This window comes from Sphingomonas floccifaciens, assembly GCF_042681125.1.
In the GTDB taxonomy this organism is placed as follows: Bacteria; Pseudomonadota; Alphaproteobacteria; order Sphingomonadales; family Sphingomonadaceae; genus Sphingomonas; species Sphingomonas floccifaciens.
This window is the reverse complement of sequence record NZ_JBHUFC010000002.1, coordinates 827,244-848,912: the sequence shown is the minus strand read 5'-3', so window position 1 is coordinate 848,912 and position 21,669 is coordinate 827,244. Positions and strand designations below refer to the sequence as shown.

General features: G+C 64.9%; 20 protein-coding genes. 10 read left to right on the top strand and 10 right to left on the bottom strand.

Translation table 11 applies throughout. The annotated features are described in order from the left end of the window. Positions 1-22 precede the first annotated feature (22 nt). Positions 23-568, top strand: a complete 546-nt coding sequence (locus ACFSC3_RS06800) for a CHAP domain-containing protein (protein ID WP_380939627.1) — start codon at positions 23-25, stop codon at positions 566-568. A gap of 40 nt (positions 569-608) precedes the next feature. Further along, positions 609-1,787, top strand: a complete 1,179-nt coding sequence (locus ACFSC3_RS06795; RefSeq protein ID WP_380939626.1) for a vWA domain-containing protein — start codon at positions 609-611, stop codon at positions 1,785-1,787. 1 nt (position 1,788) lies between these two features. On the opposite strand, the gene ACFSC3_RS06790 is transcribed toward ACFSC3_RS06795, so the two are convergent. Continuing rightward, positions 1,789-2,082, bottom strand: a complete 294-nt coding sequence (locus tag ACFSC3_RS06790) for an Hpt domain-containing protein (RefSeq protein WP_380939625.1) — start codon at positions 2,080-2,082, stop codon at positions 1,789-1,791. An 84-nt stretch (positions 2,083-2,166) separates the two neighbouring features. Between ACFSC3_RS06790 and ACFSC3_RS06785 the strand changes: the two genes are divergently transcribed. Beyond that, positions 2,167-4,455, top strand: coding sequence for a hypothetical protein (locus ACFSC3_RS06785; RefSeq protein ID WP_380939624.1), 2,289 nt, complete (start codon positions 2,167-2,169; stop codon positions 4,453-4,455). 361 nt (positions 4,456-4,816) lie between these two features. Here ACFSC3_RS06785 and ACFSC3_RS06780 read toward each other — a convergent pair whose 3' ends face one another. The 8 genes from ACFSC3_RS06780 to dapA all read right to left on the bottom strand — a co-directional run bounded on the left by ACFSC3_RS06780 (position 4,817) and on the right by dapA (position 14,241). Beyond that, complete coding sequence (locus ACFSC3_RS06780; RefSeq protein WP_380939623.1) at positions 4,817-5,167, bottom strand: response regulator; 351 nt, start codon at positions 5,165-5,167, stop codon at positions 4,817-4,819. Between the two features lie 39 nt (positions 5,168-5,206). After that, complete coding sequence (locus ACFSC3_RS06775; protein WP_380939622.1) at positions 5,207-7,594, bottom strand: hybrid sensor histidine kinase/response regulator; 2,388 nt, start codon at positions 7,592-7,594, stop codon at positions 5,207-5,209. 73 nt (positions 7,595-7,667) lie between these two features. Next, positions 7,668-9,716, bottom strand: coding sequence for a M13 family metallopeptidase (locus tag ACFSC3_RS06770; RefSeq protein ID WP_380939621.1), 2,049 nt, complete (start codon positions 9,714-9,716; stop codon positions 7,668-7,670). Between the two features lie 20 nt (positions 9,717-9,736). Further along, a complete protein-coding gene (locus ACFSC3_RS06765; RefSeq protein ID WP_380939620.1) occupies positions 9,737-11,749 on the bottom strand; it encodes a M13 family metallopeptidase in 2,013 nt (670 codons plus the stop codon). A 92-nt stretch (positions 11,750-11,841) separates the two neighbouring features. Next, positions 11,842-12,390, bottom strand: a complete 549-nt coding sequence (locus ACFSC3_RS06760) for a DUF2062 domain-containing protein (RefSeq protein WP_380939619.1) — start codon at positions 12,388-12,390, stop codon at positions 11,842-11,844. A gap of 1 nt (position 12,391) precedes the next feature. Continuing rightward, a complete protein-coding gene (smpB, locus tag ACFSC3_RS06755) occupies positions 12,392-12,874 on the bottom strand; it encodes an SsrA-binding protein SmpB (protein WP_380939618.1) in 483 nt (160 codons plus the stop codon). A 129-nt stretch (positions 12,875-13,003) separates the two neighbouring features. Further along, positions 13,004-13,258: a hypothetical protein gene (locus ACFSC3_RS06750; RefSeq protein ID WP_380939617.1), complete on the bottom strand. Its 255-nt coding sequence runs from the start codon at positions 13,256-13,258 to the stop codon at positions 13,004-13,006. Positions 13,259-13,356: 98 nt separating this feature from the next. Continuing rightward, positions 13,357-14,241 (bottom strand): 4-hydroxy-tetrahydrodipicolinate synthase, encoded by an 885-nt coding sequence (gene dapA / locus ACFSC3_RS06745; RefSeq protein WP_380939688.1) that lies wholly within the window; start codon positions 14,239-14,241, stop codon positions 13,357-13,359. A 73-nt stretch (positions 14,242-14,314) separates the two neighbouring features. Here dapA and ACFSC3_RS06740 point away from each other — a divergent pair, with 73 nt between their 5' ends. The 5 genes from ACFSC3_RS06740 (at position 14,315) to ACFSC3_RS06720 (ending at position 17,916) form a co-directional block, all read left to right on the top strand. Beyond that, positions 14,315-16,363 carry a lytic transglycosylase domain-containing protein gene (locus ACFSC3_RS06740; RefSeq protein WP_380939687.1) on the top strand — a complete coding sequence of 683 codons (2,049 nt, stop codon included), beginning with the start codon at positions 14,315-14,317 and terminating at the stop codon, positions 16,361-16,363. Between the two features lie 14 nt (positions 16,364-16,377). Beyond that, a complete protein-coding gene (greB, locus tag ACFSC3_RS06735; protein WP_380939616.1) occupies positions 16,378-16,860 on the top strand; it encodes a transcription elongation factor GreB in 483 nt (160 codons plus the stop codon). 50 nt (positions 16,861-16,910) lie between these two features. Continuing rightward, on the top strand, positions 16,911-17,090 hold the full coding sequence (locus ACFSC3_RS06730) for a hypothetical protein (protein ID WP_380939615.1): 180 nt from the start codon (positions 16,911-16,913) through the stop codon (positions 17,088-17,090). Positions 17,091-17,243: 153 nt separating this feature from the next. Next, entirely contained in the window at positions 17,244-17,450 is a 207-nt protein-coding gene (locus ACFSC3_RS06725) for a hypothetical protein (RefSeq protein WP_380939614.1), read from the top strand. Positions 17,451-17,637: 187 nt separating this feature from the next. Next, entirely contained in the window at positions 17,638-17,916 is a 279-nt protein-coding gene (locus ACFSC3_RS06720; RefSeq protein WP_380939613.1) for an acylphosphatase, read from the top strand. Positions 17,917-17,961: 45 nt separating this feature from the next. Here the strand turns inward: ACFSC3_RS06720 and ettA are convergent, their stop codons facing one another. Next, positions 17,962-19,641 carry an energy-dependent translational throttle protein EttA gene (gene ettA / locus ACFSC3_RS06715; RefSeq protein ID WP_380939612.1) on the bottom strand — a complete coding sequence of 560 codons (1,680 nt, stop codon included), beginning with the start codon at positions 19,639-19,641 and terminating at the stop codon, positions 17,962-17,964. Between the two features lie 94 nt (positions 19,642-19,735). Here ettA and ACFSC3_RS06710 point away from each other — a divergent pair, with 94 nt between their 5' ends. After that, positions 19,736-21,109 (top strand): M20/M25/M40 family metallo-hydrolase, encoded by a 1,374-nt coding sequence (locus ACFSC3_RS06710; RefSeq protein ID WP_380939611.1) that lies wholly within the window; start codon positions 19,736-19,738, stop codon positions 21,107-21,109. Positions 21,110-21,255: 146 nt separating this feature from the next. Continuing rightward, complete coding sequence (locus ACFSC3_RS06705; protein ID WP_380939610.1) at positions 21,256-21,516, top strand: hypothetical protein; 261 nt, start codon at positions 21,256-21,258, stop codon at positions 21,514-21,516. Positions 21,517-21,669 lie beyond the last annotated feature (153 nt).

Below are 21,669 nucleotides of genomic sequence, written 5' to 3'. Positions count from 1 at the left end.
TATCGCTGATACATTCCCGGAAATGTTCGTCACAGCGTCCCGGCGGTTCGGCCTCATCCTGGCGCTTTTCGCGGCGCCCCTGCCCGCTGCCGCATCGATCCTCGATTATGTCGGCCAGTGCGTGCCCTTCGCCCGTGCCGCGTCGGGCGTGCAGATCTACGGCGATGCCTGGACATGGTGGGACCAGGCCGAGGGCCGCTATCCGCGCGGCCATGCCCCACGCATCGGTGCGGTCGTCGCCTTTGCCCGATCCGACAAGCTTCGCCTCGGCCATGTCGCCGTCGTCAGCCGCATTGTCGAGAAGCGCGTGCTGATGCTCACCCACGCCAACTGGTCGCGTGAGGACGGCCGCCGCGGCTTCGTCGAGCAGGACGTGACGCTCTTCGACGTTTCCCCCGACAACGACTGGTCGCAGGTTCGCGTGTGGTACAAGGGCGTGACCGGCCTCGGTGGATCGACATACGCGGTCCACGGCTTCATCTACGGCCCCAAAGGCGCAAGCACGCCGCAGCTGAGTGCCCGCCAGCCTGATTATGTCGGATCACTGATCGACGCCTACGCGCAGTAGCGCACTGGACTTACCGACCGGCCGGTCCCTAGATGCGGGGATGTTCCTCGCCTTCCTCGATGAGCTCCGCGCCGCCGGCATTCCCGCGAGCCTCAAGGAACATCTGCTTCTGCTGGAAGCACTTGACCGCGACGTGATCGAACAGACGCCGGAGGCATTCTACTATCTCGCCCGCGCGACCTTCGTGAAGGACGAAGGCTTGCTCGACCGCTTCGACCAGGTCTTCGCCAAGGTCTTTCGCGGCATCGCCACCAGCGTCGGCGTCGAGGGCGCGGACATTCCCGAAGACTGGCTGAAGGCCGTCGCCGAGAAATTTTTGTCGCCCGAAGAGATGGCGAAGATCGAATCGCTCGGTTCGTGGGACGAGATCATGGAGACGCTGAAGAAGCGGCTCGAGGAACAGCAGGGCCGGCATCAGGGCGGCAACAAATGGGTCGGTACCGGCGGTACGTCGCCCTATGGCAACTCAGGCTATAATCCTGAAGGCGTCCGCATCGGCGGAGAGAGCCGGCACAAGCGCGCGATCAAGGTCTGGGACCAGCGGGAATTCAGGAACCTCGACAACACGCGGGAACTGGGCACGCGCAACATCAAGGTGGCGCTGCGACGCCTGCGCCGCTTCGCGCGTGAAGGCGCGGCCGATGAGCTGGATATCGACGGGACGATCGAGGGAACCGCAAAACAGGGGTGGCTCGACGTCCGCATGCGGCCGGAGCGGCACAATGCCGTGAAGCTGCTGTTGTTCCTCGACGTCGGCGGGTCGATGGACCCGTTCATAAAGCTATGCGAGGAACTGTTCTCGGCTGCGACGGCCGAATTCAAGAACCTCGAATTCTTCTACTTTCACAACTGCCTCTACGAAGGCGTGTGGAAGGACAATTGTCGCCGCTTCACCGAGCGCACGCCGACGTGGGACGTGCTTCACAAATACGGCCACGACTATAAGGTCGTCCTGGTCGGCGATGCGGCGATGAGCCCGTATGAGATCACGCATCCAGGCGGCTCGGTCGAGCATATGAACGAGGAGGCCGGTGCGGTCTGGCTCAAGCGCCTGACGACGACCTATCCTGCGACCGTCTGGTTGAACCCCACGCCGGCGGAGCATTGGGGTTATTCGCAATCGACGGGGATGATCCGGGAGTTGTTGAACGACCGGATGTACCCGCTGACGCTTTCAGGCCTCGACGAGGCGATGCGGGAGCTTGGGCGGAAGACCTGAGTTACAGCCGCTCGATCGCGCGACGCAGCTTTCGAAGCGTCTCGACGTCGCCGGCCGGCGCATTCGCCGCCTCACCCGCCAGCGCCATCAGGCGCACCGCGCCAAAGCTGGCCGCCAGCCCCTTCAAACGCAGCGCCTGGGCGACCCATTCGCTGTTGCCGTCCGACCGGGTCAGCGCGGTCACATTGGCCTTCGCGCTTTCCATGAAGACTTCACGCAGTTCGGCGATCAGCGCGGGGTCATCCCCCACTGCCGCCGCCAGAGTCGCATCGATTGCACCGGGATCATAGGCCATATCCCGGTCCCTAACGCACCGTACTTAACGGACCATTGCGACACCCCCTGTCATCCTCCGCATTTCGTGATAGGTGTGCCATTCATGAACGGGGGTTCGCGCATCATCGGTCTGCGTCCGGCAACGGGCGATGAACTGGCTCAGGACTTTCCGGCCATCACCCACACTGAATCATCTTACGTCGACGCTCCGGATCAGGCGCTCGATACCATCGATCCGCCACGCTTCGGTTGGGCGATGCCGGTGTTCGGCGGCCTGGTGTCGGTCGCGTGGATTGGGACGATGCTGGGGTTCGCGCGGGATGCGTTCCCGCTGCCGCCGGTTGCGTTCGTCCAGTTTGCCGCCGCGCTGTGCGTCGTACCGACATTGGTCGCAGTCCTATGCCTGCTGGCGCTCCGCACAAGCCGTGCCGAGGCGCATCGCTTTGGCGCGACCGCCCGCGCAATGCGTGCCGAAGCGGCAAGTCTGGAGCGAACGGTCGCGGAACTGGGCAGCCGAATCAGCGCCAACCGCGAGTTGCTGGCCGAACAGGCGCAAATCCTGACCCGCATCGGAGATGCAACATCCGATCGCGTGCAGTCGCTCGGTGCTCAGATCACGACCGAAGCGAAACTGCTCGAAAATCTCTGCGCAACGATCATCGACGCCTCGAACAATGCCGAACGCTCTCTCGCCAACGTCTTCGATGCGCTGCCCAAGGCGCATTCGCAGTGGACCGGGATGGCGCAGTCGATCAATTCGGTGGCGCTGAACGCGGCGACTCACGCCGCGTCGCTCGACACCCAGCTGTCGGCACTGGCCGAGCGTGGGCGGAGTGCGGAGGATATCGCCTCGGGCGCCGCCGCACGGCTGTCGGCCCATGTCCAGCGGACCGAGGTCGCCACCGAAGCCGCCGCGAGCCGGCTGGACAGCGCGACCGCGCATATGGGCGAATCGGTCGACGCCGTGCTCGATCGAGCCGCCGAAGCGATCGACGAGGCTCGCAAAGGCATTGCCGCGCAAGGCGAGGCCATGCTGGCGATGATCGCCGCAAGCCAGGCCGCACTGGAGAAGACGGGGCGGGACGGCGCCGAGGCGCTGCAGGGCCGATTGTCCGCGGTCGAGGCTGTGGTCGAACGGATCAGCCAACGCCTCGATGCCGAACGCACGCACAGCGACGCGCTGTTCGACAGCCTGGTGCTGAACGTGGACGGCGCGGCCGAACAGCTCGATCGTTTGCATGCGGCGGGACTTGCAAAGAGCCAGGCGCTTGCGGCTTCGATCAGCGCGTTGTCCTCGTCGACGGAGGCGATGACCGAATCGATGCGGGTCGGCGACGTGACGGCCCGCGCCCTGATCGGGACGACAGAGGAACTGCTGGTCGCGCTCGACTTGTCGGCCCGCGAACTGGACGAGACGCTGCCGGACGCCATCGCCCGGCTCGACCGCCGGATCGTCGAGACACGCCAACTTGTCGGTGCGGCGAAGCCCGAATTGCTCGCCCTCGTGACGGCTGCTGAAAGCACGCATGTCGCGGTGGAGGCCGTCAACGCGCTCGTCACGACCGAGCGCGAAAAGCTGGCGGAAATCACGGCGACGCTGACCGAGGCGCTGGACATCGGCCAGGACAAGGCGCTGACGATGGACAGCGTCGTCGGCGACGCCATCGCCAAGACTCGCCGTTTCGCCGAGGATGCCGCGCCCCAGCTGGTCGACGCCCTGTCGCGCATTCGCGAAACTGCCGATCGCGCCGCGGACAGCGCGCGAACGGTCCTGACCGACGTTATCCCGGATGCCGCCACGGCAATCGAGACGGCCAGTGCCGATGCCGTGCGCCGCGCCTTTGCCCGCGCCTTGCCGCAACCGCTCGCGGAGCTGCGCGACGCGTCCGAAACGGCGGTCGAGGCGGCCGTGCAGGCATCGGAACGCCTCTCGCAGCAATTGATGACGATCGCCGAATCGACCGCGACGATCGAAGCGCGGATCGACGCCGAACGCGCCGAGCGCGAAGCCAACAATCAGGACAATTTCGCGCGACGCGTGTCGCTGCTGATCGAAGCGCTGAATTCGGCGTCGATCGACATCACCAAGGCGTTCTCGCATGAGGTAAGCGACAGTGCCTGGTCCGCCTATCTGAAGGGCGACCGCGGCGTCTTCACCCGCCGCGCCGTTCGCCTGCTCGACGCCGGCGAAGCGCGCGAAATCGCGCGCCTGCACGCTGAGGACCCCGACTTCCGGGAACACGTCAACCGCTACATCCACGACTTCGAGGCGATGCTGCGCCAGATCCTGACGCAGCGTGACGGGTCACCGATGGGTGTGACCTTGCTGTCGTCCGATATGGGCAAGCTGTATGTGTCGCTGGCGCAGGCGATCGAGCGCCTGCGGGCGTAGGCTCCTGCCTCGGCCATCATAGGCCCGCGGTCGCGGAATTCTATTCTGTGGAGTGCGGTGAGTCTCGAGACAGTCGCTCACCGGTTATGCGCAGATAGAAAAGAAGACGCGGCCCTTACGTCCTCCTCTTGTAGCGTCGAGCCTACGAACCGATCCGGCCGCTCTGAGCGAAGTCGAAGGGCATGGGACTCAAGTGCTTCGCCTTCGCTCAGCACGAACGGAACGGGTGAGCCGATAGTCGCTTCACCACGCTTGGCGCGGACCGTCATTCGCCGTGCCCGGTGCGCGGATGTCGCAGCTTCGCCTGCAATGGCTCAGACCTGCACCAAAACGCAGGATGGGTCCGTCACTCCGATAAACCTTAAAGCGCGGCCAGCGCCTTTTCGATGCCGTCCATCGTGAACGGCTTGGCCAGCACCGGCCGGCCCTTGTGCGCGTCGGCGATCGCGCCGTCGCCGCCGCCGGTCGCCAGAATGAAGGGCACCCCGGCCGTCGCCAATGCGTCCGCGACCGGCCAACTTTGTTCGCCGCCGCGCAGGTTCACGTCGAGGATCGCGGCATCGATGCCGCCCGCCCCGACCAGCTCAAGGGCCGCCGGAACACTCTCCGCAGTGCCTGCGACGTCCTTGTCGAGTGCGTCGAGAAAATCCTCGAGCATCATGGCGATAAGGGGCTCGTCTTCGACGATAAGGATACGCTGCCGTTCTGACATGCCTTGCCCTTTGGCGAACAATTTGCCGACGGCCAAGTGCTATTTCGTCGCCAGAGCGTCGCGCGCGGCTTCCGCAAGCTGCTGAACCGAAAAGGGCTTCGGCAGAAACGCGACGTTATCGAGGTCGATCGACTTGCGCAGCTGTTCCTCGGCATAGCCCGACATGAACAGGATCGGGACCTGCGGGAACCGCGCCCGCACCCGCCGCGCCATCGTCGGCCCGTCCATCGTCGGCATGACGACGTCGGAAATGAGCAGGTCGGGCGCAGGTCCGTCGCCCAGCACTTCGAGCGCTACCTCGCCATTTTCGGCCGTGCGCACGGTATAGCCCTGCCGGGTCAGCGCGCGCTCGGCGACCGCGCGGACCATGTCCTCGTCCTCGACCAGCAGGATCGTCCCCGACCCCCATGTCTCGCCGCTTTTTGGTTTCGGCGGCACCTTCTGCGTCACCGCACCCGCGGCGCTGGAGTGGACCGGCAGGTAGATGGTGAACAGCGCCCCCGCCTTCGGGATGTTCTCGGCGAAGATATAGCCGCCCGATTGTTTCACGATGCCGTAGACGGTCGACAGGCCCAGCCCGGTCCCCTTCCCCACTTCCTTGGTCGTGAAGAAGGGTTCGAAGATCTTCGGCAGGACGTCTGCGGGAATGCCGGTGCCGGTGTCCGAGATCCGCAATGCGGTATAGTCGCCGGCGGGGAGGATGTCGTTCTTCAACCGCCGGACATCGGCTGCCGTTACGGATCGGGTTTCGATCGTCAGCACACCCCCGCCGTTAGGGTGACTGGAGAGCATCGCATCACGCGCGTTCACCGCCAAATTGACGACCACCTGCTCCAGCTGCCCCGGATCGGCGCGCACCGGGCCAAGGTTCCGCCCATGCTGCACGACCAGCTCCAGCGTCTCGCCCAGCAGGCGCTTCAGCAGGTTCGAGACTTCGGAAATGACGTCGGGCAGCTGCAACACCTGCGGCCGGAGCGTCTGCTGGCGCGAAAAGGCGAGCAACTGGCGTGTCAGTCCGGCTGCGCGGTTCGAGTTGGTCTTGATCTGCTGGATATCGTCGTAGTCGCTGTCGCCAGGCGTATGGCGCATCAGCATCAGGTCGCAGTGGCCGATGATCGCGGTCAGGATGTTGTTGAAGTCATGCGCGACGCCGCCGGCCAGCTGCCCGACCGCCTGCATCTTCGTCGCCTGCGCCACCTGGTTCTTGAGGCGCCCTTCCTCGCTGTTGCCCTTGATCCCCATCAACACGGCGGCGTCGCCGAGCCCGCGCGCTCCGGTCAAAGAGATATGGACGGCCTCGTCCGGCTTTTCATTGAAGCGTACGGCAAGCTGCGTCGCATAGCCCCCGCCCCCGGCGAAGCGGCGGATCGCATCGGCCAGCGCCCCCTTGTCCTCGCGCACCACCAGATCACCGGGGTAGAGCGGCGGCGCGGCTGCATCGATCGACGCCGCGCGCTGGAAGGCGTCGTTCATATGGACGAAGCGACCGTCGCGATCGACCAGCGCCAGCGGCACCGGCATCAGGGCAACCAGGCTGCGGACGTGGCTCGCCGCGCTGGAACCGATCGCTGGCACTGGGATCGGCACCTCTTCGTCGAGCAGCGCGATCAGCATTGGCGCGTCATGGCTCTCCAGCAGGGGGATTTCCACCACCCGCAACGGATTGCCCGACAGTCCCTCACGTTCGAATCGGACCATGCCGCCGGCGTCGGTGATCAGGAAGCGGGCGAAGTCCCGTCCCTCGATCGCGCCCTCGTCATGCCCCATCGCGCGCATCCGCAGGACGCGGTTGGCGATCCGCACGCGACCATCGGGCGATAGCAGGGCCGCCATGATGCCCGCCTCGCCCAGCCGGTCGCCCTGCGGGCCGGACAGCAGTTCGATCGCAGTGGTGACGACATCGGCGCTGTCGCGGGCTGCGAAGCGCCACAGCAGCATCGTGTCGCCGATGCGATGGATGGTGACATCGACGCGCGTGCCGCCCGCGACGACCGAAGCCGTCGCCTCGCCGTCACGCCAGGCGGTCCGGCCCGCGCTGCCCAGCCGCTCGGTATCGCCCGCGTCGATCGGCAGATTGGGTGGTGTCGGGTAGCCGCGGAAAAGCTGGTCGTAGCGATCGTTGGCGCAGGCCAGTCGCCCGGCGCGATCGGTCAGGGCGACCGCATCGCTGGCGACGGCAGCGATCGCATTGGCGACGGTCCAGTCCGGCTCTCCCGACCGTACGTCCTTGCGCGGAAACAGGAGCCGCGCTGCGATCAGTACGCCGGTGATGACCAGCGTCGCTGCCGCAAAGCCCGCGGCGACGATCGGAAGGCCCACGAACCAGAGGATGACCAGGGCAGCGACGATGCCGCAGCCGATGGCGACCGCCAGGACGCGCCAGTGCGAGGGAACGACAGGGACGGACACGCCGGCGATGGAAGCCATTAACCACCCATGTCCGCCCGCCGCCCCGAGCGTCAAGGGCCGCGCGCGTCACCTGCCGCGGCCCCGATGCAAATCACCAGATGCGAACGCGCTGTTCGGGCGTCAGATACAGCTTCTGGCCCGGCTTGGGCGCGAACGCCGCATACCATGGATCGAGGTTGCGGACGACCCACACGCGTTGCTCGGACGGCGAGTGCGGATCGGTCAACAGCTGGTTCCGCAGGGCCGCCTCACGATAATTGCGCCGCCAGACCTGCGCCCAGCCGAGATAGAAGCGCTGGTCGCCGGTGAAGCCGTCGATCACCGGCGCCGCCTTGCCGCCCAGCGACAGCCGGTAGGCATCATAGGCGGCACTTAGCCCGGCCAGGTCGGCGGTATTCTCGCCCAGCGTCAGCCCACCCTTCACATGGAAGCCGGGAAGCGGCTCATAGGCGTCATATTGCGCGACCAGCGCATCGGTCCGTTGCTTGAAGGCCGCCACGTCGGCGGGCGTCCACCACTGGGTCAGCTTGCCGGTGATATCGAACTTCGACCCCTGATCGTCGAAATGGTGGCTGATCTCGTGACCGATGACTGCGCCGATCCCGCCGTAGTTGACTGCCGGGTCTGCCTTCGGGTCGAAGAACGGCGGCTGGAGGATCGCGGCCGGGAAGGTGATCGCAACCAGCGTCGGGTTCGCCTGCGCGTTCACCGTCATCGGGGTCATGCCCCATTCCCAGCGGTACACCGGCTTGCCGAGCTTGCCGATATTATAGTCGTGCCGCCACTGTGCCGAGCGCAGTTCGTTACCGAAGGCGTCACCCGGAACGATCCGCAGCGACGAATAATCGCGCCACTTGTCGGGATAGCCGATCCGCGGCGTGAACGCGTCGAGCTTTGCTACGGCCTTCGTCCGCGTTTCCGGCGTCATCCAGTCGAGCTTGGCGACGCGCGCCTTCATCGCGGTGATGACGTTCTTCACCAGCGCGTCGGCGGCCGCCTTCGTCTCGGGCGGGAAGTAACGTGCGACATATAATTTGGCGATGTCGTCGGTCAGTGCGCCTTGCGTGAAGCCGACCGCGCGCTTCCACCGTTCCTGCTGCTGCGGTACGCCGGTCAGCGTGGTCCCGAAGAAGGCGAACCGCTCCTTGTCGAATGCGAACGGCAGTACCGACGCATAGCCGTCGAGCGAGCGGATCAGCAGCTGATCCTTGAGCACCGCGATCGGGGCTGCACCGATGATCGCCGCCATGCCGGTCAAAGCACTCGGCTGACGCACGATAACGGTCGGCGACTTCAGGCCTGCGGCGTTCAGATAGGTCGCGAAGTCGAAGCCGGGCGCAAGCGTCGCCAGCTCCGCCACGGTCATCTTGTTATAGCTCTTGTCGGCGTCGCGGCTCTGGATGCGGGTCCAGTGCTTGCCCGCGATCTGCGTTTCGAAATCGACGATCGCCTTCGCGCGCGCCTCTGCATTCGGCTCGCCGGCCAGCGTGAACATCCGCGCGATATGGGCCTGATAGGCGGTCTTGACCGCGGCAAGCTTGGGGTCCGCGCTCAGATAATAGTCGCGGTCGGGCATGCCGAGCCCGCCCTGGCTGATGCTGACGGTATAGGTGTTCGGATCCTTGGCATCCGCGCCGACCCCGGCGTTGAACGGCACCGACACGCCGTTGCGATCGGCCTCCGCGAGCAGGCGGACGTAGCCCGCCTTGTCCGACACGCCCTTGATCCGGTCGAGCCACGGCTTGACCGGGGTCAGTCCCTTCTTCTCGATCGTCGCGGTATCGAGGTAGGCGTTATAGGCCGCCCCGATCTTCGAATTCGGTGTCTTGGCCTGTTCCTCGATCAGCCCGCGCGTGCGCAATTCCGACTGGTCGGACAGCACATTGAACATGCCGTAGCTCGACTTGTCGGCGGGGATCGCGGTGCGCTTCAGCCAGTCGCCATTGGCAAAGGCATTGAAGTCGTCGCCGGGCTGCGCCGATCGGTCCATCCCAGCCTCATCGAAGCCGAAATTGCCGTAGGTCGGGCGATCCGGATTGGCCGGCGTCGCAGCAGGCTGCGTCGGCGCCTCCTGCTGGGCATGAAGCGCGGTCGCGCCGAGGATCGCAGCGGACGCGAGGATGAGAATGCGGGTGCGCATGGAAATTGCCTCTGCTGTTCTTACCAAATGCGGACGCGGTCGGCGGGGCTGAGGAACAGCGCATCGCCGTCCTTCACGCCGAAGGCGGCGTACCAGGGGTCGAGGTTGCGGACCATCGCAACGCGCTGGGCGCCCGGCGAGTGCGGGTCGGTCAGCAACTGCTGACGCAGCGACTGCTCCCGCTCCTTGCTGCGCCACACCTGCGCCCAGCCGAGATAGAAGCGCTGGTCGCCGGTCATGCCGTCGATGACAGGCGCGGGCTTGCCGTTCAGCGACTTCTGATAGGCTTCATAGGCGACCGTCAGGCCGGCGAGGTCGGCGATATTCTCGCCCAGGGTCAGCGACCCGTTGACGTGCTGGCCCGGCAGCGGTTCGTACAGGTTGTACTGCGCGACCAGCTTGTCGGTAAAGGTCTTGAACCGCGCGACGTCTTCGGCAGTCCACCATTCGGCGAGCTTGCCCGTCGGATCGTACTTCCGCCCCTGGTCATCGAAATGATGGCTGAGTTCGTGACCGATCACCGCACCGATGCCGCCATAGTTGATCGCCGGGTCGGCCTTCGCGTCGAAGAACGGCGCTTGCAGGATCGCTGCCGGGAACACGATCTCGTTCATCGGCGGGTTGGCATAGGCGTTGATCGTCATCGGCGTCATGAACCATTCGGTCCGGTCGATCGGCTTGCCCAGCTTGGCGAGGCCGCGACGGAATTCGAATTCGCTCGACCGCGCGACATTGCCGACCAGATCGTCGCGGCTGACCGCAAGCGACGAATAATCGCGCCACTTGGTCGGATAGCCGATCTTCGGCGTGAAGGCGGCGAGCTTGGCCAGCGCCTTCTGCTTGGTTTCCGGCGCCATCCACGTCAGGCCGGCCAGGCGGTCGTGCATCGCCGCGCGGACATTGACGACCAGCTTGTCCATCTCCGCCTTGGACGCGGGCGGGAAGTACCGCGCGACGTAGAGCTTGCCGACTTCCTCGCCAAGCGCGCCGCTGGTCGCCGACACGCCACGCTTCCAACGTGGCTGCTGCTGCGGCACGCCCGACAGCACGGTGCCGGTGAAGGCAAAATCGGCCTGTTCGAACGGCTTTGGCAGCACGCTGGCATAGCCCTTCAGCACGCGCAGCATGTAATAGTCCTTGAGGACCGGCAGCGAGGCCGCCGCGAACGCCTGCGCCTCTCCGGTCAGCGCGCTCGGCTGGCGGACGATATAGGCGGCCTGTTTTGGCACGCCCATCGCCGACTGCCACTGCGCCCAGGGGTACCCCGGCGCTTTCGCTTCGAAGTCGGCGAAGGTCCATTTGTTATAGGTCTTGTCGGCGTCGCGGCTCTCGACCCGGCTCCAATGCGCGGTTGCCAGCGACTTTTCGAACGCGAGGACCCCCGCGGCGCGCGCCTCGGCATTCGCTTCGCCGGCCAGCGTCAGCAGCTGCGCCAGATACGCCTGATAGGCGGTCCGGATCGCGGCCAGCTTGGCGTCGTCCTTCAGGTAGAAGTCGCGATCGGGCAGCGACAGGCCCGACTGGCCGGCCATCACGATATAGGTATCGGGCGCCTTGCTGTCCTGAGTGACACCCATCGAGAACAAGCCGCCGACACCCTTGGGTTGCAGCTTCCCCGCTTCGACGACCAACGCGGTCTTGTCCTTCGCATTCGCCAGCGCCGTCAGCCACGGTTTGACCGGAGCGATGCCCTTCTTCGCGATCGTCGCCTCGTCCATGTAGGACGTATAATAATCGCCGATTTTCGTCCCTGGCCGCTTCGCCGCCTCCTCCAGGATCGCATGGGTCTGTTCCAGCGACTGATCCTGCAGCACATGAAACATGCCCCATGATGCGCGATCGGCAGGAATTTCCGTCGTCATTTCCCAATTGCCGCTGGCATAGCCGTCAAAGTCGGCGCCGGGCTTCACCGACGTATCCATGCCCTTGGTGTCGAAGCCGTAGGTACCGATGCGCGGGCCGTCTTGGGCATAGAGGGCGGTGACCGCGACCGAGGATGCGAGAATCAGTGAAGCAAGACGCGAGAAGCGCATGGGCGACCTTTCAGCCGGAAGGGAAGTCTCGACGGACGTCGAGCGATACCGCTTCGTAACCGACTGATAGGCTTCGTCAATTCAGGTAAGCCTCAACCCTCGCGATTGTGACGTTTGCGCCACTTGGCAGCGATCCACCACCGCCATCCGAGCGCGGTCAGCGCATAGCCGATGACGGCGAAGACGACAGTGAGCACCAGCAGACCGACGATGATCGCCGGGCCGGCCTCGGCATAAATCCATTGCAGCCAGTCCATGTTGTCGCGAACCGCATCGCGAACCGGCGAGCCTGGAACCGCTGCGTCGAGCCGCAGCACCTTGCGCCCGACCCAATAGGCGGCCCCCCACAGGATCGGTGTGGTGAAGGGATTGGTGAAGAATGTCGTCAACACCGCGGCCGGGATATTCGCGCGCAGCGGCAGTGCCAGCACGGCGGACGCCGGAATCTGTCCCAACGGAATCAGGATGCCGGTGACCATGCCCAGCGCCACGCCGCGCGGCACGCTGCGACGGGTGAAGCGCCACAGCGCCGGCGCCAGCACCCGGTGCGCGATCGGGCGCAGGATTCGGCTCTGCTCCATGCTCTCGCGCGTCGGCAGGTTGCGATGCGCCCACGCGGTAAAGCGGCTCCAGACGCCCATCTTAGCCCCGATCGCGGAGGATGCGGCCCTGCTCACGTTTCCAGTCGCGTTCGCGGATGGTGTCCCGCTTGTCATGCGCCTTTTTGCCCTTTGCCAGCGCAAGTTCGACCTTCGCGCGACCGCGTGCGTTGAAATAGACCGTCAGCGGAACGAGCGTCATGCCGTCCCGCGCGACCGCGCCATGCAGCCGGTTTATCTCGCGTTCGTGAAGGAGCAATTTACGGGGGCGCTTCGGTTCGTGGTTGAAGCGGTTGCCGTGGCTGAACTCGGGAATATTGGCGTTGACCAGCCACGCCTGCTCGTCGCGGACCTCGGCATAGGCCTCGGCGATCGAGCCTTCGCCGAATCGCAGCGACTTCACTTCGGTCCCGGTCAGCGCGATGCCGGCCTCGTAGGTATCCTCAATGAAATATTCGAATCGCGCGCGGCGATTCTCCGCGACGATCTTCGTCTTGTCGAATTGGGTTGGTTTCGGGCGGGACATGTCACGGCGATGTAGGGGCGGCTGCGGCGCAAGGGAAGCGGCTGCTTACCGGTTCGTCTGCCCCCAAACGCAAACCGCCGACGATCGCGAACGACCGCCGGCGGCGTAATTTGCGTTGGTCAGCAGTGCTTAGTTGCTGTCCGAGCCCGACGTCGCAATCGCGATGACGCCGACGACACCGGCAACGATCAGCAGGATGAGACCGGCGCCGATCGCCTTGTTCTTCCCTGCTTTCGTGCTGGCGCGGGCGTCGCCCGGAACCGCATTCTTCAGCGACAGCTTCTGCGCGGCCTCAACGGGACGCGCGGCCGAAGCAGCCACCGGCTGAGCAACGACCATAGCAGCGGCCAGGACCGCCATCGACTTGGTGAAACGCATGGTCATTCTCCCTTTGTCGCTGACTGGGCGACCCCCTTTGCTTAAAAGGCGCCGAAAACCTTCGCAACCGCAAAATGTTCCAATTTGCGTCGAACGGGTCGAAATTACTGTTGACTGATGCCGGCGAAGTCCAAAGCACGAGCGACTGTATTACAGCTTTCCGTTGACGGAAGGGTCATTGGCAGTCGCACGTCGGCCGAAACATTCGGACGAATTCGGTTAAGAGCGTATTTAACAGGACCGGGCGAGGCGTCGCTAAATAAAGCCGCGTGCAGAGGATACAGCAGATCGTTGATTGCCAGTGCCTTGTCATAGTCACCTGCCAGCATCGCCGCCTGCATGTCCGCGCACAAACGCGGCGCGACATTGGCGGTCACCGAGATGCACCCGCGTCCGCCCAGCGCATTGAAGGCGAGTGCCATGTCGTCATTGCCCGACAGCTGGACGAAATCCGGCCCCGCCCCGCCCCGATGCATCGACACGCGCGGCATGTCGCCGCTCGCATCCTTGATCGCGACGATCTGCGGGAATGCGCGCGCAAGACGCACGACCGTCTCGGGCTTGATGTCCGTGACCGTGCGCCCCGGCACATTGTACAGGACGACCGGCAGGTCGCACGCCGTCACCACGGCTTCGAAGTGCGCGAAGATTCCGTCCTGATTCGGGCGGTTGTAATAGGGCGGCACCATCAGCGCGGCGTCGGCGCCGGCTTCCTTGGCGGTGCGGATGTTCTTGATGGCAACCTGGGTGTCGTTCGACCCCGCCCCGGCAATGACCGGCACGCGGCCCCTGACCTGATCGACGCAGGTGCGCACGACGTGGAAATGCTCCTCGAACGTCAGCGTCGCGGATTCGCCGGTCGTCCCGCAGGGAACGACAGCGGACGATCCCTCGGTCAGCTGCCATTCAACGAAGTCGCGGTAGGCATCCTCATCAAAGCTGCCGTTACGGAATGGCGTGACGAGCGCGGGAATGGAACCGGAGAACATATTGCGACGAACAGCCTTATCTGAGCGATTTCCCGTGGTGGCGGATAGGGCGGGATCGCCTATCATGTCCAGCATGCTGGGGTGGTTGGCAAAGGGCGGTCTCTTGGCCGCCGGCGTATCGGGTGTGGCGATGGCTGCCACGATGGGACAGGCACATCTCGCGTGGGTCGGCACCCAGGTGCAGCAGGCGTGGCCGCCGCGGCTGCCTAGCAGTGGGATCGTTCAGCCCCTCCCCTCTTCGACCCAGGCGGTTCAGCCAGTAATTACCGACCCCTTCAGCTACACGATCGATCAGTGGCGGCGGTTGCAGCAGTCCGACAATCTGCCGTTCTCAAGCTATGCCGACTTCCTGCTCGCCCATCCGGGCTGGCCAGGCGAAACCAGCCGCCGCGCCGCTGCCGAAACCGTCGCCGATGCCTCCGTATCGCCGGCGCAGGCGCTTCGCTTCTTCGACCGCTTCCCCCCGATCACCGCGGCGGGTCGCGTCCGCTATGCCGAAGCGCTGGCTGCAAGCGGTCAGGGCGAGCGCACGGCCGAACAGGCTCGCCGTGCGTGGCGAATGGGTGTGTTGCGCGCATCCGACGAGAGCAAGATACTCGCGCTGTTCCCGGGCGCGCTGTCCCCGGCCGATTACGACGCACGGATCGACATGCTGCTGTGGCAGGGCGCGACGACGTCGGCACAGCGCTGGCTGGCGTTCGCCAGCCCGGCCGCCCGTGCGATCTTCGACGCACGGATCGCCTATCGGACGAAAGCTCCCGATGCCGCCATCCGCGGGAGCGCGGTCGAAGCGGCGGGGCAGAACGACGCCGGCTTCCTCGCTGATCGCGCCAACTGGTACCGCGACAGCGGCGGTAGTCCGACCGCCCGTGCTCAGCTTGCCCGCCCTCATGCGATCACGACCCCGCCGGGTTCGGCCGAGAAATGGTTCGAGGTCCTGCTGACCAACGCCCGCGGAGCGTCCGCGGATGGGCAGCATGCCACCGCCTATGACATCGCGCGGCAGGTCGACGACGCATACCTGCCCGGCACCGATGTCGCGTCACGCCCGCTTGGCGAGCGCGACGATTACACCAGCCTCGTCTGGCTCGCCGGCACGACCGCGATGAAGCAGCTCGGACGGCCCCGCGATGCGGTGGGGATGTTCGATCGCTATTCCCGCGGGTCGAAGACGCCGACGACGCAGTCGAAGGGGTTGTATTGGGCCGGCCGTGCCGCGGAAGCGGCCGGTGATCAGGCCAGCGCCCAAGCCTATTATGCCCGAGCGGCGGGTTTCGGCGACCTTTACTACGGACAACTCGCCAGCGAACGGCTCGGTCAGGCCCTGCGCCGCCCGACCCCCGTCAACACCGCGACAATCGATCCGGCAGCCCGCGCTGCCTTCGCTAACCGGGAGGTCGTGCGCGCCGCGCGGCTGCTCGGGCAACAGGGCAATGCGCGCGAGCAGGGCATGTTCATCCGGCAGATCGCAACCGATGCGACGACCGATATCGACCATGCCTTGGCGACCGAATTAGCCGCCCAGATCAATCGGCCCGACCTGGGCGTGCTGGTCGGCAAGAGTGCGCTGCAAAATGGTCTCAGCGACTATACCGCCGCCGGCTATCCCAGCGTCCGCGTCCCCGCCGCCGCTAACGACAGCTGGACGATGGTTCACGCGATCGCGCGGCAGGAAAGCCAGTTCGACCGAAACGCCGTCAGCCACGCCGGCGCACGCGGCCTGATGCAACTGATGCCCGGCACCGCGCGCGACGTCGCCGGCAAGCTCGGGCTCGGCTATGATCCGTCGCAGCTCAACGTCAACACCGACTATAACATCCAACTCGGCTCGCATTATTTCGAGAAGATGTACGCGCTCTACGGCAGCTATCCCCTGGCTGTCGCCGCCTACAACGCCGGGCCGGGCAATGTGAACAAGTGGCTCCGGGCCAATGGCGACCCGCGGACCGGGCAGGTCGACGTGATCGAATGGGTCGAGGCGATCCCGTTCTTCGAGACGAAGAACTATGTCCAGCGCGTGTTGGAGAATGCGGTCGTCTATGACCTGATGAACCCGGATCGTGCCAGGTCGCGAGGCCCTGCGAACCTCAGCTGGTATCTCGGCAAGCGTACGCCCGGGTGATAGAGGCGGGCGGCATGAATCGCCCGAACTACATTACGCCTGCCGGTTACGCCGCACTTCGCCGCGAATATGAGGCGCTGTTCGCGGTCGAGCGACCGAAGCTCGTCGACACGATCGCCTGGGCCGCGGGCAATGGTGATCGGTCGGAAAACGGCGACTATATCTATGGCCGAAAGCGCCTGCGCGAAATCGATCGGCGCCTGGGCTTTCTGTCGAAACGGATGAAGGCGGCGAAGGTCGTCGACCCTGCGCAACAGGAAGATCGGACCCGCATCTGGTTCGGCGCGACCGCGACGATCGCCGACGAGGATGACAATCACCGGACGCTGACCTTCGTCGGCGACGATGAGGCGGAGGCCGGCGCCGGCCGCGTCGGCTGGAATTCCCCGATCGCGCGGGCCTTGCGCGGCGCGGCGGTGGGCGACGTTCGCCGCGTGATGCTGCCCGCCGGTGAGCGTGAATATGAGGTGATGGCGATCGATTATCCGTCGACGTGACGGAACGTGTCCGATCACTCGCTCATTTTCTCTTTTCATAGGAGAGAGTCATGACCGACACCCGCAGCGACACCGCTCGTGAACCCGAAGATCGCGACATGATCGATAGCGCTGATCACAATCCCGACAGCACCGAGCACGCAACCGATTCCAGGGCAAGCGATCTCGGCGTCGCCGAACCATCGAACCGGGACACCGATGGTGGTGATGCCGCCCTGACAGACGATTGATCGTGATCAGCCGTGGATTCGGCCAGAGCCGGGAGCCTTCGGCCTGTCGGCACGTTGTCATAATTCGGGGCTAGCTGTTCGAGCGGCTGACGAAAGGGTTGGCTTTAAGGTTGCAGGTGCGGTCGTTACGCACTTGCTCGTGTGGAGTGTGTCGTGGCGAACGCGTCTGTGTCTGTGGATTTCGATTATTATCAGCGCCGTGCCGAGGCGCAGCTGGAACTCGCGCAGAGAAGCATGGAGCCGGCAGCGGTCGCTGCCCATGTCGCGATCGCCGAGCGCTATCTGGAGATTTGCGAACCGGCCCGCCTGGCCGAAGTCGCCGGGCATGATGGCCCGCGACTGTCTCCCATCGTGGCCTGAGGGGTGCTAACAGTTTGATAGACCGGACAATCTATCGAACGCGCACACGCAACAACCTGCGCCGAACCTTGTCCCATCTGCGATGAAATCGCGTCGGGTGGCTCGTCCACCGTTGGCCTTACCGACTATCACACATGACGCGAAGTCGGACGGCGCGGGGCCGTTCTCGGGTATCAGGGATAAGTCTATGGGTGTGATGCAGCGCGTGCTGGTGAGCGGACGCGTGCAACAGGTCGGTTACCGCGATTATGTCGTCCGCCAAGCGCAGCGACTCGGGGTCAAGGGTTGGGTCCGCAACCTGAACGACGGTCGCGTCGAACTGCTGGCGGATGCCGACGCCGCCGTGATCGACGAATTCCTGTCCAAATGTCGCGAAGGCCCGCAACTGGCCCGCGTCGATGACCTGTCCGCCTTTCCCGTCGAGGAACGCCCGGTGAAGGGCTTCACCAAGCGGTTCACGCCATAAGGCAGACCGCCGACTGCCTGCAATCGGGCAGCCGGCGGTAATGCTTCAACGCGTCAACTTCTTGTAGGCGAGCGCAGTCGGACGATCCGCAGCGTCACCCAGACGCCGACGCTTGTCCTCCTCATAGGCTTCGAAGTTGCCCTCGAACCATTCGACGTGGCTGTTGCCCTCGAACGCCAGGATGTGCGTCGCCAGACGATCGAGGAAGAAGCGATCGTGGCTGATGACCACGGCGCAGCCCGCGAAATTCTCGATCGCTTCCTCCAGCGCGCCCAGCGTCTCGACGTCGAGATCGTTGGTCGGTTCGTCGAGCAGCAGCACGTTACCGCCGCGCTTCAGCATCTTGGCGATGTTGACGCGGTTGCGCTCACCGCCCGACAGCTTGCCGACGTTCTTCTGTTGGTCCTGGCCCTTGAAGTTGAACGCCCCGACATAGGCGCGGGTCGACTGGTCGTGGCCGTTGATCTTCATGTAATCGAGACCGTCGGAGATTTCCTGCCAGACATTGTTCTTGTCGTTCAGGTGATCGCGGCTCTGGTCGACATAGCCCAGGCGGACGGTCGAACCCATGTCGATCTTGCCGGTGTCGGGCTGTTCCTGGCCGGTGATCAGCTTGAACAACGTCGACTTGCCCGCGCCGTTCGGCCCGATCACCCCGACGATGCCGCCGGCCGGCAGCGTGAAGCTCAGGTTCTCGAACAGCAGCTTGTCGCCATAGGCCTTGCTGACGTCGGTGACCTCGATGACCTTGCCGCCCAGCCGCTCGGGCACTTGGATGACGATCTGCGCCTTGCCCGGCGTGCGATTCTGCTGCGCCTCAACCAGCTGGTCGAACTTGGCGATACGCGCCTTCGATTTGGTCTGGCGGCCCTTCGGACCCTGGCGGATCCACTCCAGCTCGTTGCGGATCGCAGCTTGGCGACCGCTCTCTTCGCGATCCTCCTGCTCCAGGCGCTTGGCCTTCTTTTCCAGATAGGTCGAGTAATTGCCCTCGTAGGGGAAATACTTGCCGCGGTCGATTTCGAGGATCCAGCCAACGACATTGTCGAGGAAGTAGCGGTCGTGGGTGATCATCAGCACCGCGCCGGCATATTCCTTCAGGTGATGCTCCAGCCAGCTGACGCTTTCGGCATCGAGGTGGTTGGTCGGCTCGTCGAGCAGCAGGATCGACGGCTTCTGGATCAGCAGCCGGGTCAGTGCGACGCGGCGGCGTTCACCGCCCGACAGGTTCTCGACCGACCAGTCCGACGGCGGGCAGCGCAAAGCTTCCATCGCGACCTCGAGCTGGTTGTCGAGCGTCCAGCCATCGACCGCGTCGATCTTGCCCTGAAGCTCGCCCATCTCCTCCATCAGCGCGTCGAAGTCGGTGTCGTCCTTCGGATCGCCCATCTCGGCCGAGATCGCATTGAAGCGATCGACCATGTCGGCGACTTCACGCGCGCCGTCCTTGACGTTCTCCAGCACCGTCTTCGACGGATCGAGCTGCGGCTCCTGCTCCAGATAGCCGACGGTGATGTTCTCGCCCGGCCAGGCTTCACCGGTGAAATCCGTGTCGACGCCGGCCATGATCTTCATCAGCGTCGACTTGCCGGCGCCGTTCGGGCCGACGATGCCGATCTTGGCGCCCTGATAGAATTGCAGGTTGATGTTGCTCAGCACCGGCTTTTGCGCACCGGGGAAGGTCTTCGTCATGTCCTTCATGACAAACGCGTATTGGGCGGCCACCTGGGGTCTCCGTTCGAGAGCTTTGAATGCGGGAAATTTCGCTTGCGATGTAATGGCTGGACGCGCGATTGGCAACGCGCCTACCACTCGCGCCATGACCAAGCGCCTCCTGCTCGCGGCCGTCGCCGCCCTCGCCCTTCCCCTCCCCGCCGCCGCCCAGACGATGGACGCCGCCCAGCTGCGCGACGCCGCGCTGAAGGACGACATCGCGTGGGACATCACCGAAGGGCTGACGACCGAAATCGGCCCGCGATTGGCGGGTACGGAGGCGGAGGCACGGGCGCGCGCCTGGGCGGTCAGGAAGCTGACCACGCTCGGCTTCAAGAACGTCCGGATCGAGCCGTTCAAGATGCCGGTCTGGGTCCGCGGCGAAGAGACGGCGGAGATCGTCGCACCCTTCCCGCAGAAGCTCTATCTGACCGCACTCGGCAATTCGGGCGCGACGCCGGCGACGGGCATGACCGCGGAAGTCGTCTATTTCCCGACGTTGGCCGACCTGAACGCCGCACCCGACGGAAGCCTGAAGGGCAAGATCGCCTTCGTCAGCCATGCGATGATGCCGACCCAGGACGGATCGTCCTATGGCTATTTCGGCGGCGTGCGTCGCTCGGGGCCGGCGCTGGCGGCGAAGAAAGGCGCGGCGGCCATGCTCATCCGCTCGATCGGCACCGATTATCACCGTAACCCGCACGCCGGGGGCACCAACTTCCCCGAAGGCGTGAAAGCGATCCCCGCCGCCGCCCTGTCGATCCCCGATGCCGAGCAGCTGGAGCGCGTGCTGAAGCGCGGTGAACCCGTCCGCATCAAGCTTACCCTGACGCCGCGTCAGACCGGGATCAAGGAATCAGGCAACGTTATCGCCGAGGTCCCCGGCAGCGACCCGTCGGCCGGGATCGTGCTGGTCGGCGGGCACCTCGACAGCTGGGATCTCGGCACCGGCGCGATCGACGATGCGACCGGCGTCGCGATCACCGCCGCCGCCGCCAAGCGCATCATGGACGCCGGCACCCCGCGCCGGACGATCCGTGTCGTCTGGTTCGGCGCAGAAGAGGTCGGGGTGTTCGGCGGCCGCGCCTATGCCGAGGCGCATGGCACGGACAATCACGTCGCCGCGGCCGAAAGCGACTTCGGCGCAGACCGCATCTGGCGATTCGAAACCAATCTGCCCGACAGCGCAAAGGCGGTCGGCGACCGATTGGCGACCGCGCTCGCCCCGCTCGGTATCGCCAAGGGGCCGGGCAAGGCCAGCGACGGCGCCGATGTCGGGCCGATCATGGCGAAGGGCGTTGCAGCAATCGACCTCAACCAATCAGGGCTCGATTACTTCAATCTGCACCACACGCCGGACGACACGCTGGACAAGGTCGACCCGGCGAAATTGCGTCAAAACGTAGCGGCATGGACCGCGATGTTGGCGATCGTTGCGGACGCACCCGAAACGATCGGCCGCGTCGCGCCGGCACGGTAAGGCCCTAAATCGATCCGTTCAACGGTAGCAATCTGCGACGAGCCGACCAATTTGAGCGTTGACGCGGGAGCCAGCGTCGGTAATGCGGCAAATTCGCGTCGGCAATCAGGCCGGTCCGCGACCGAAATTTTGCTTGGGAGCAATACATGAAGAAGGTTCTCATCGTCGCCGCTGCTGCCGGCCTGATGTCGCTCGCGGCGTGCAACTCGAAGCAGGCCGAGATGAACGAGTCGAACGCGGAAGCGGTCGCCGACAACATCGAAGCGCAGGCCGACAACCTCGAAGCGATGGCTGACAACGCCACCAACGAGTCGACTGAAGCGATGCTCGAGAACGCTGCCGACAACATGCACGCCAAGGCCGATGCGGCGGAAGAGAACGCCGACAACGAGACCGACGTCAAGTAATCGGCTTCCAAACCGTTCAGGTTTGGACGAGATCGAGGGCGCTTCCCGGTTGCGGGGAGCGCCCTTTTTCTTGGCTGTCGTTCGCGAACGCGTCCGTTCCGCGCGAGTCTGATTCCACGGGGCTGATGCACAGTCGTGCTCCGGCGCAGGCCG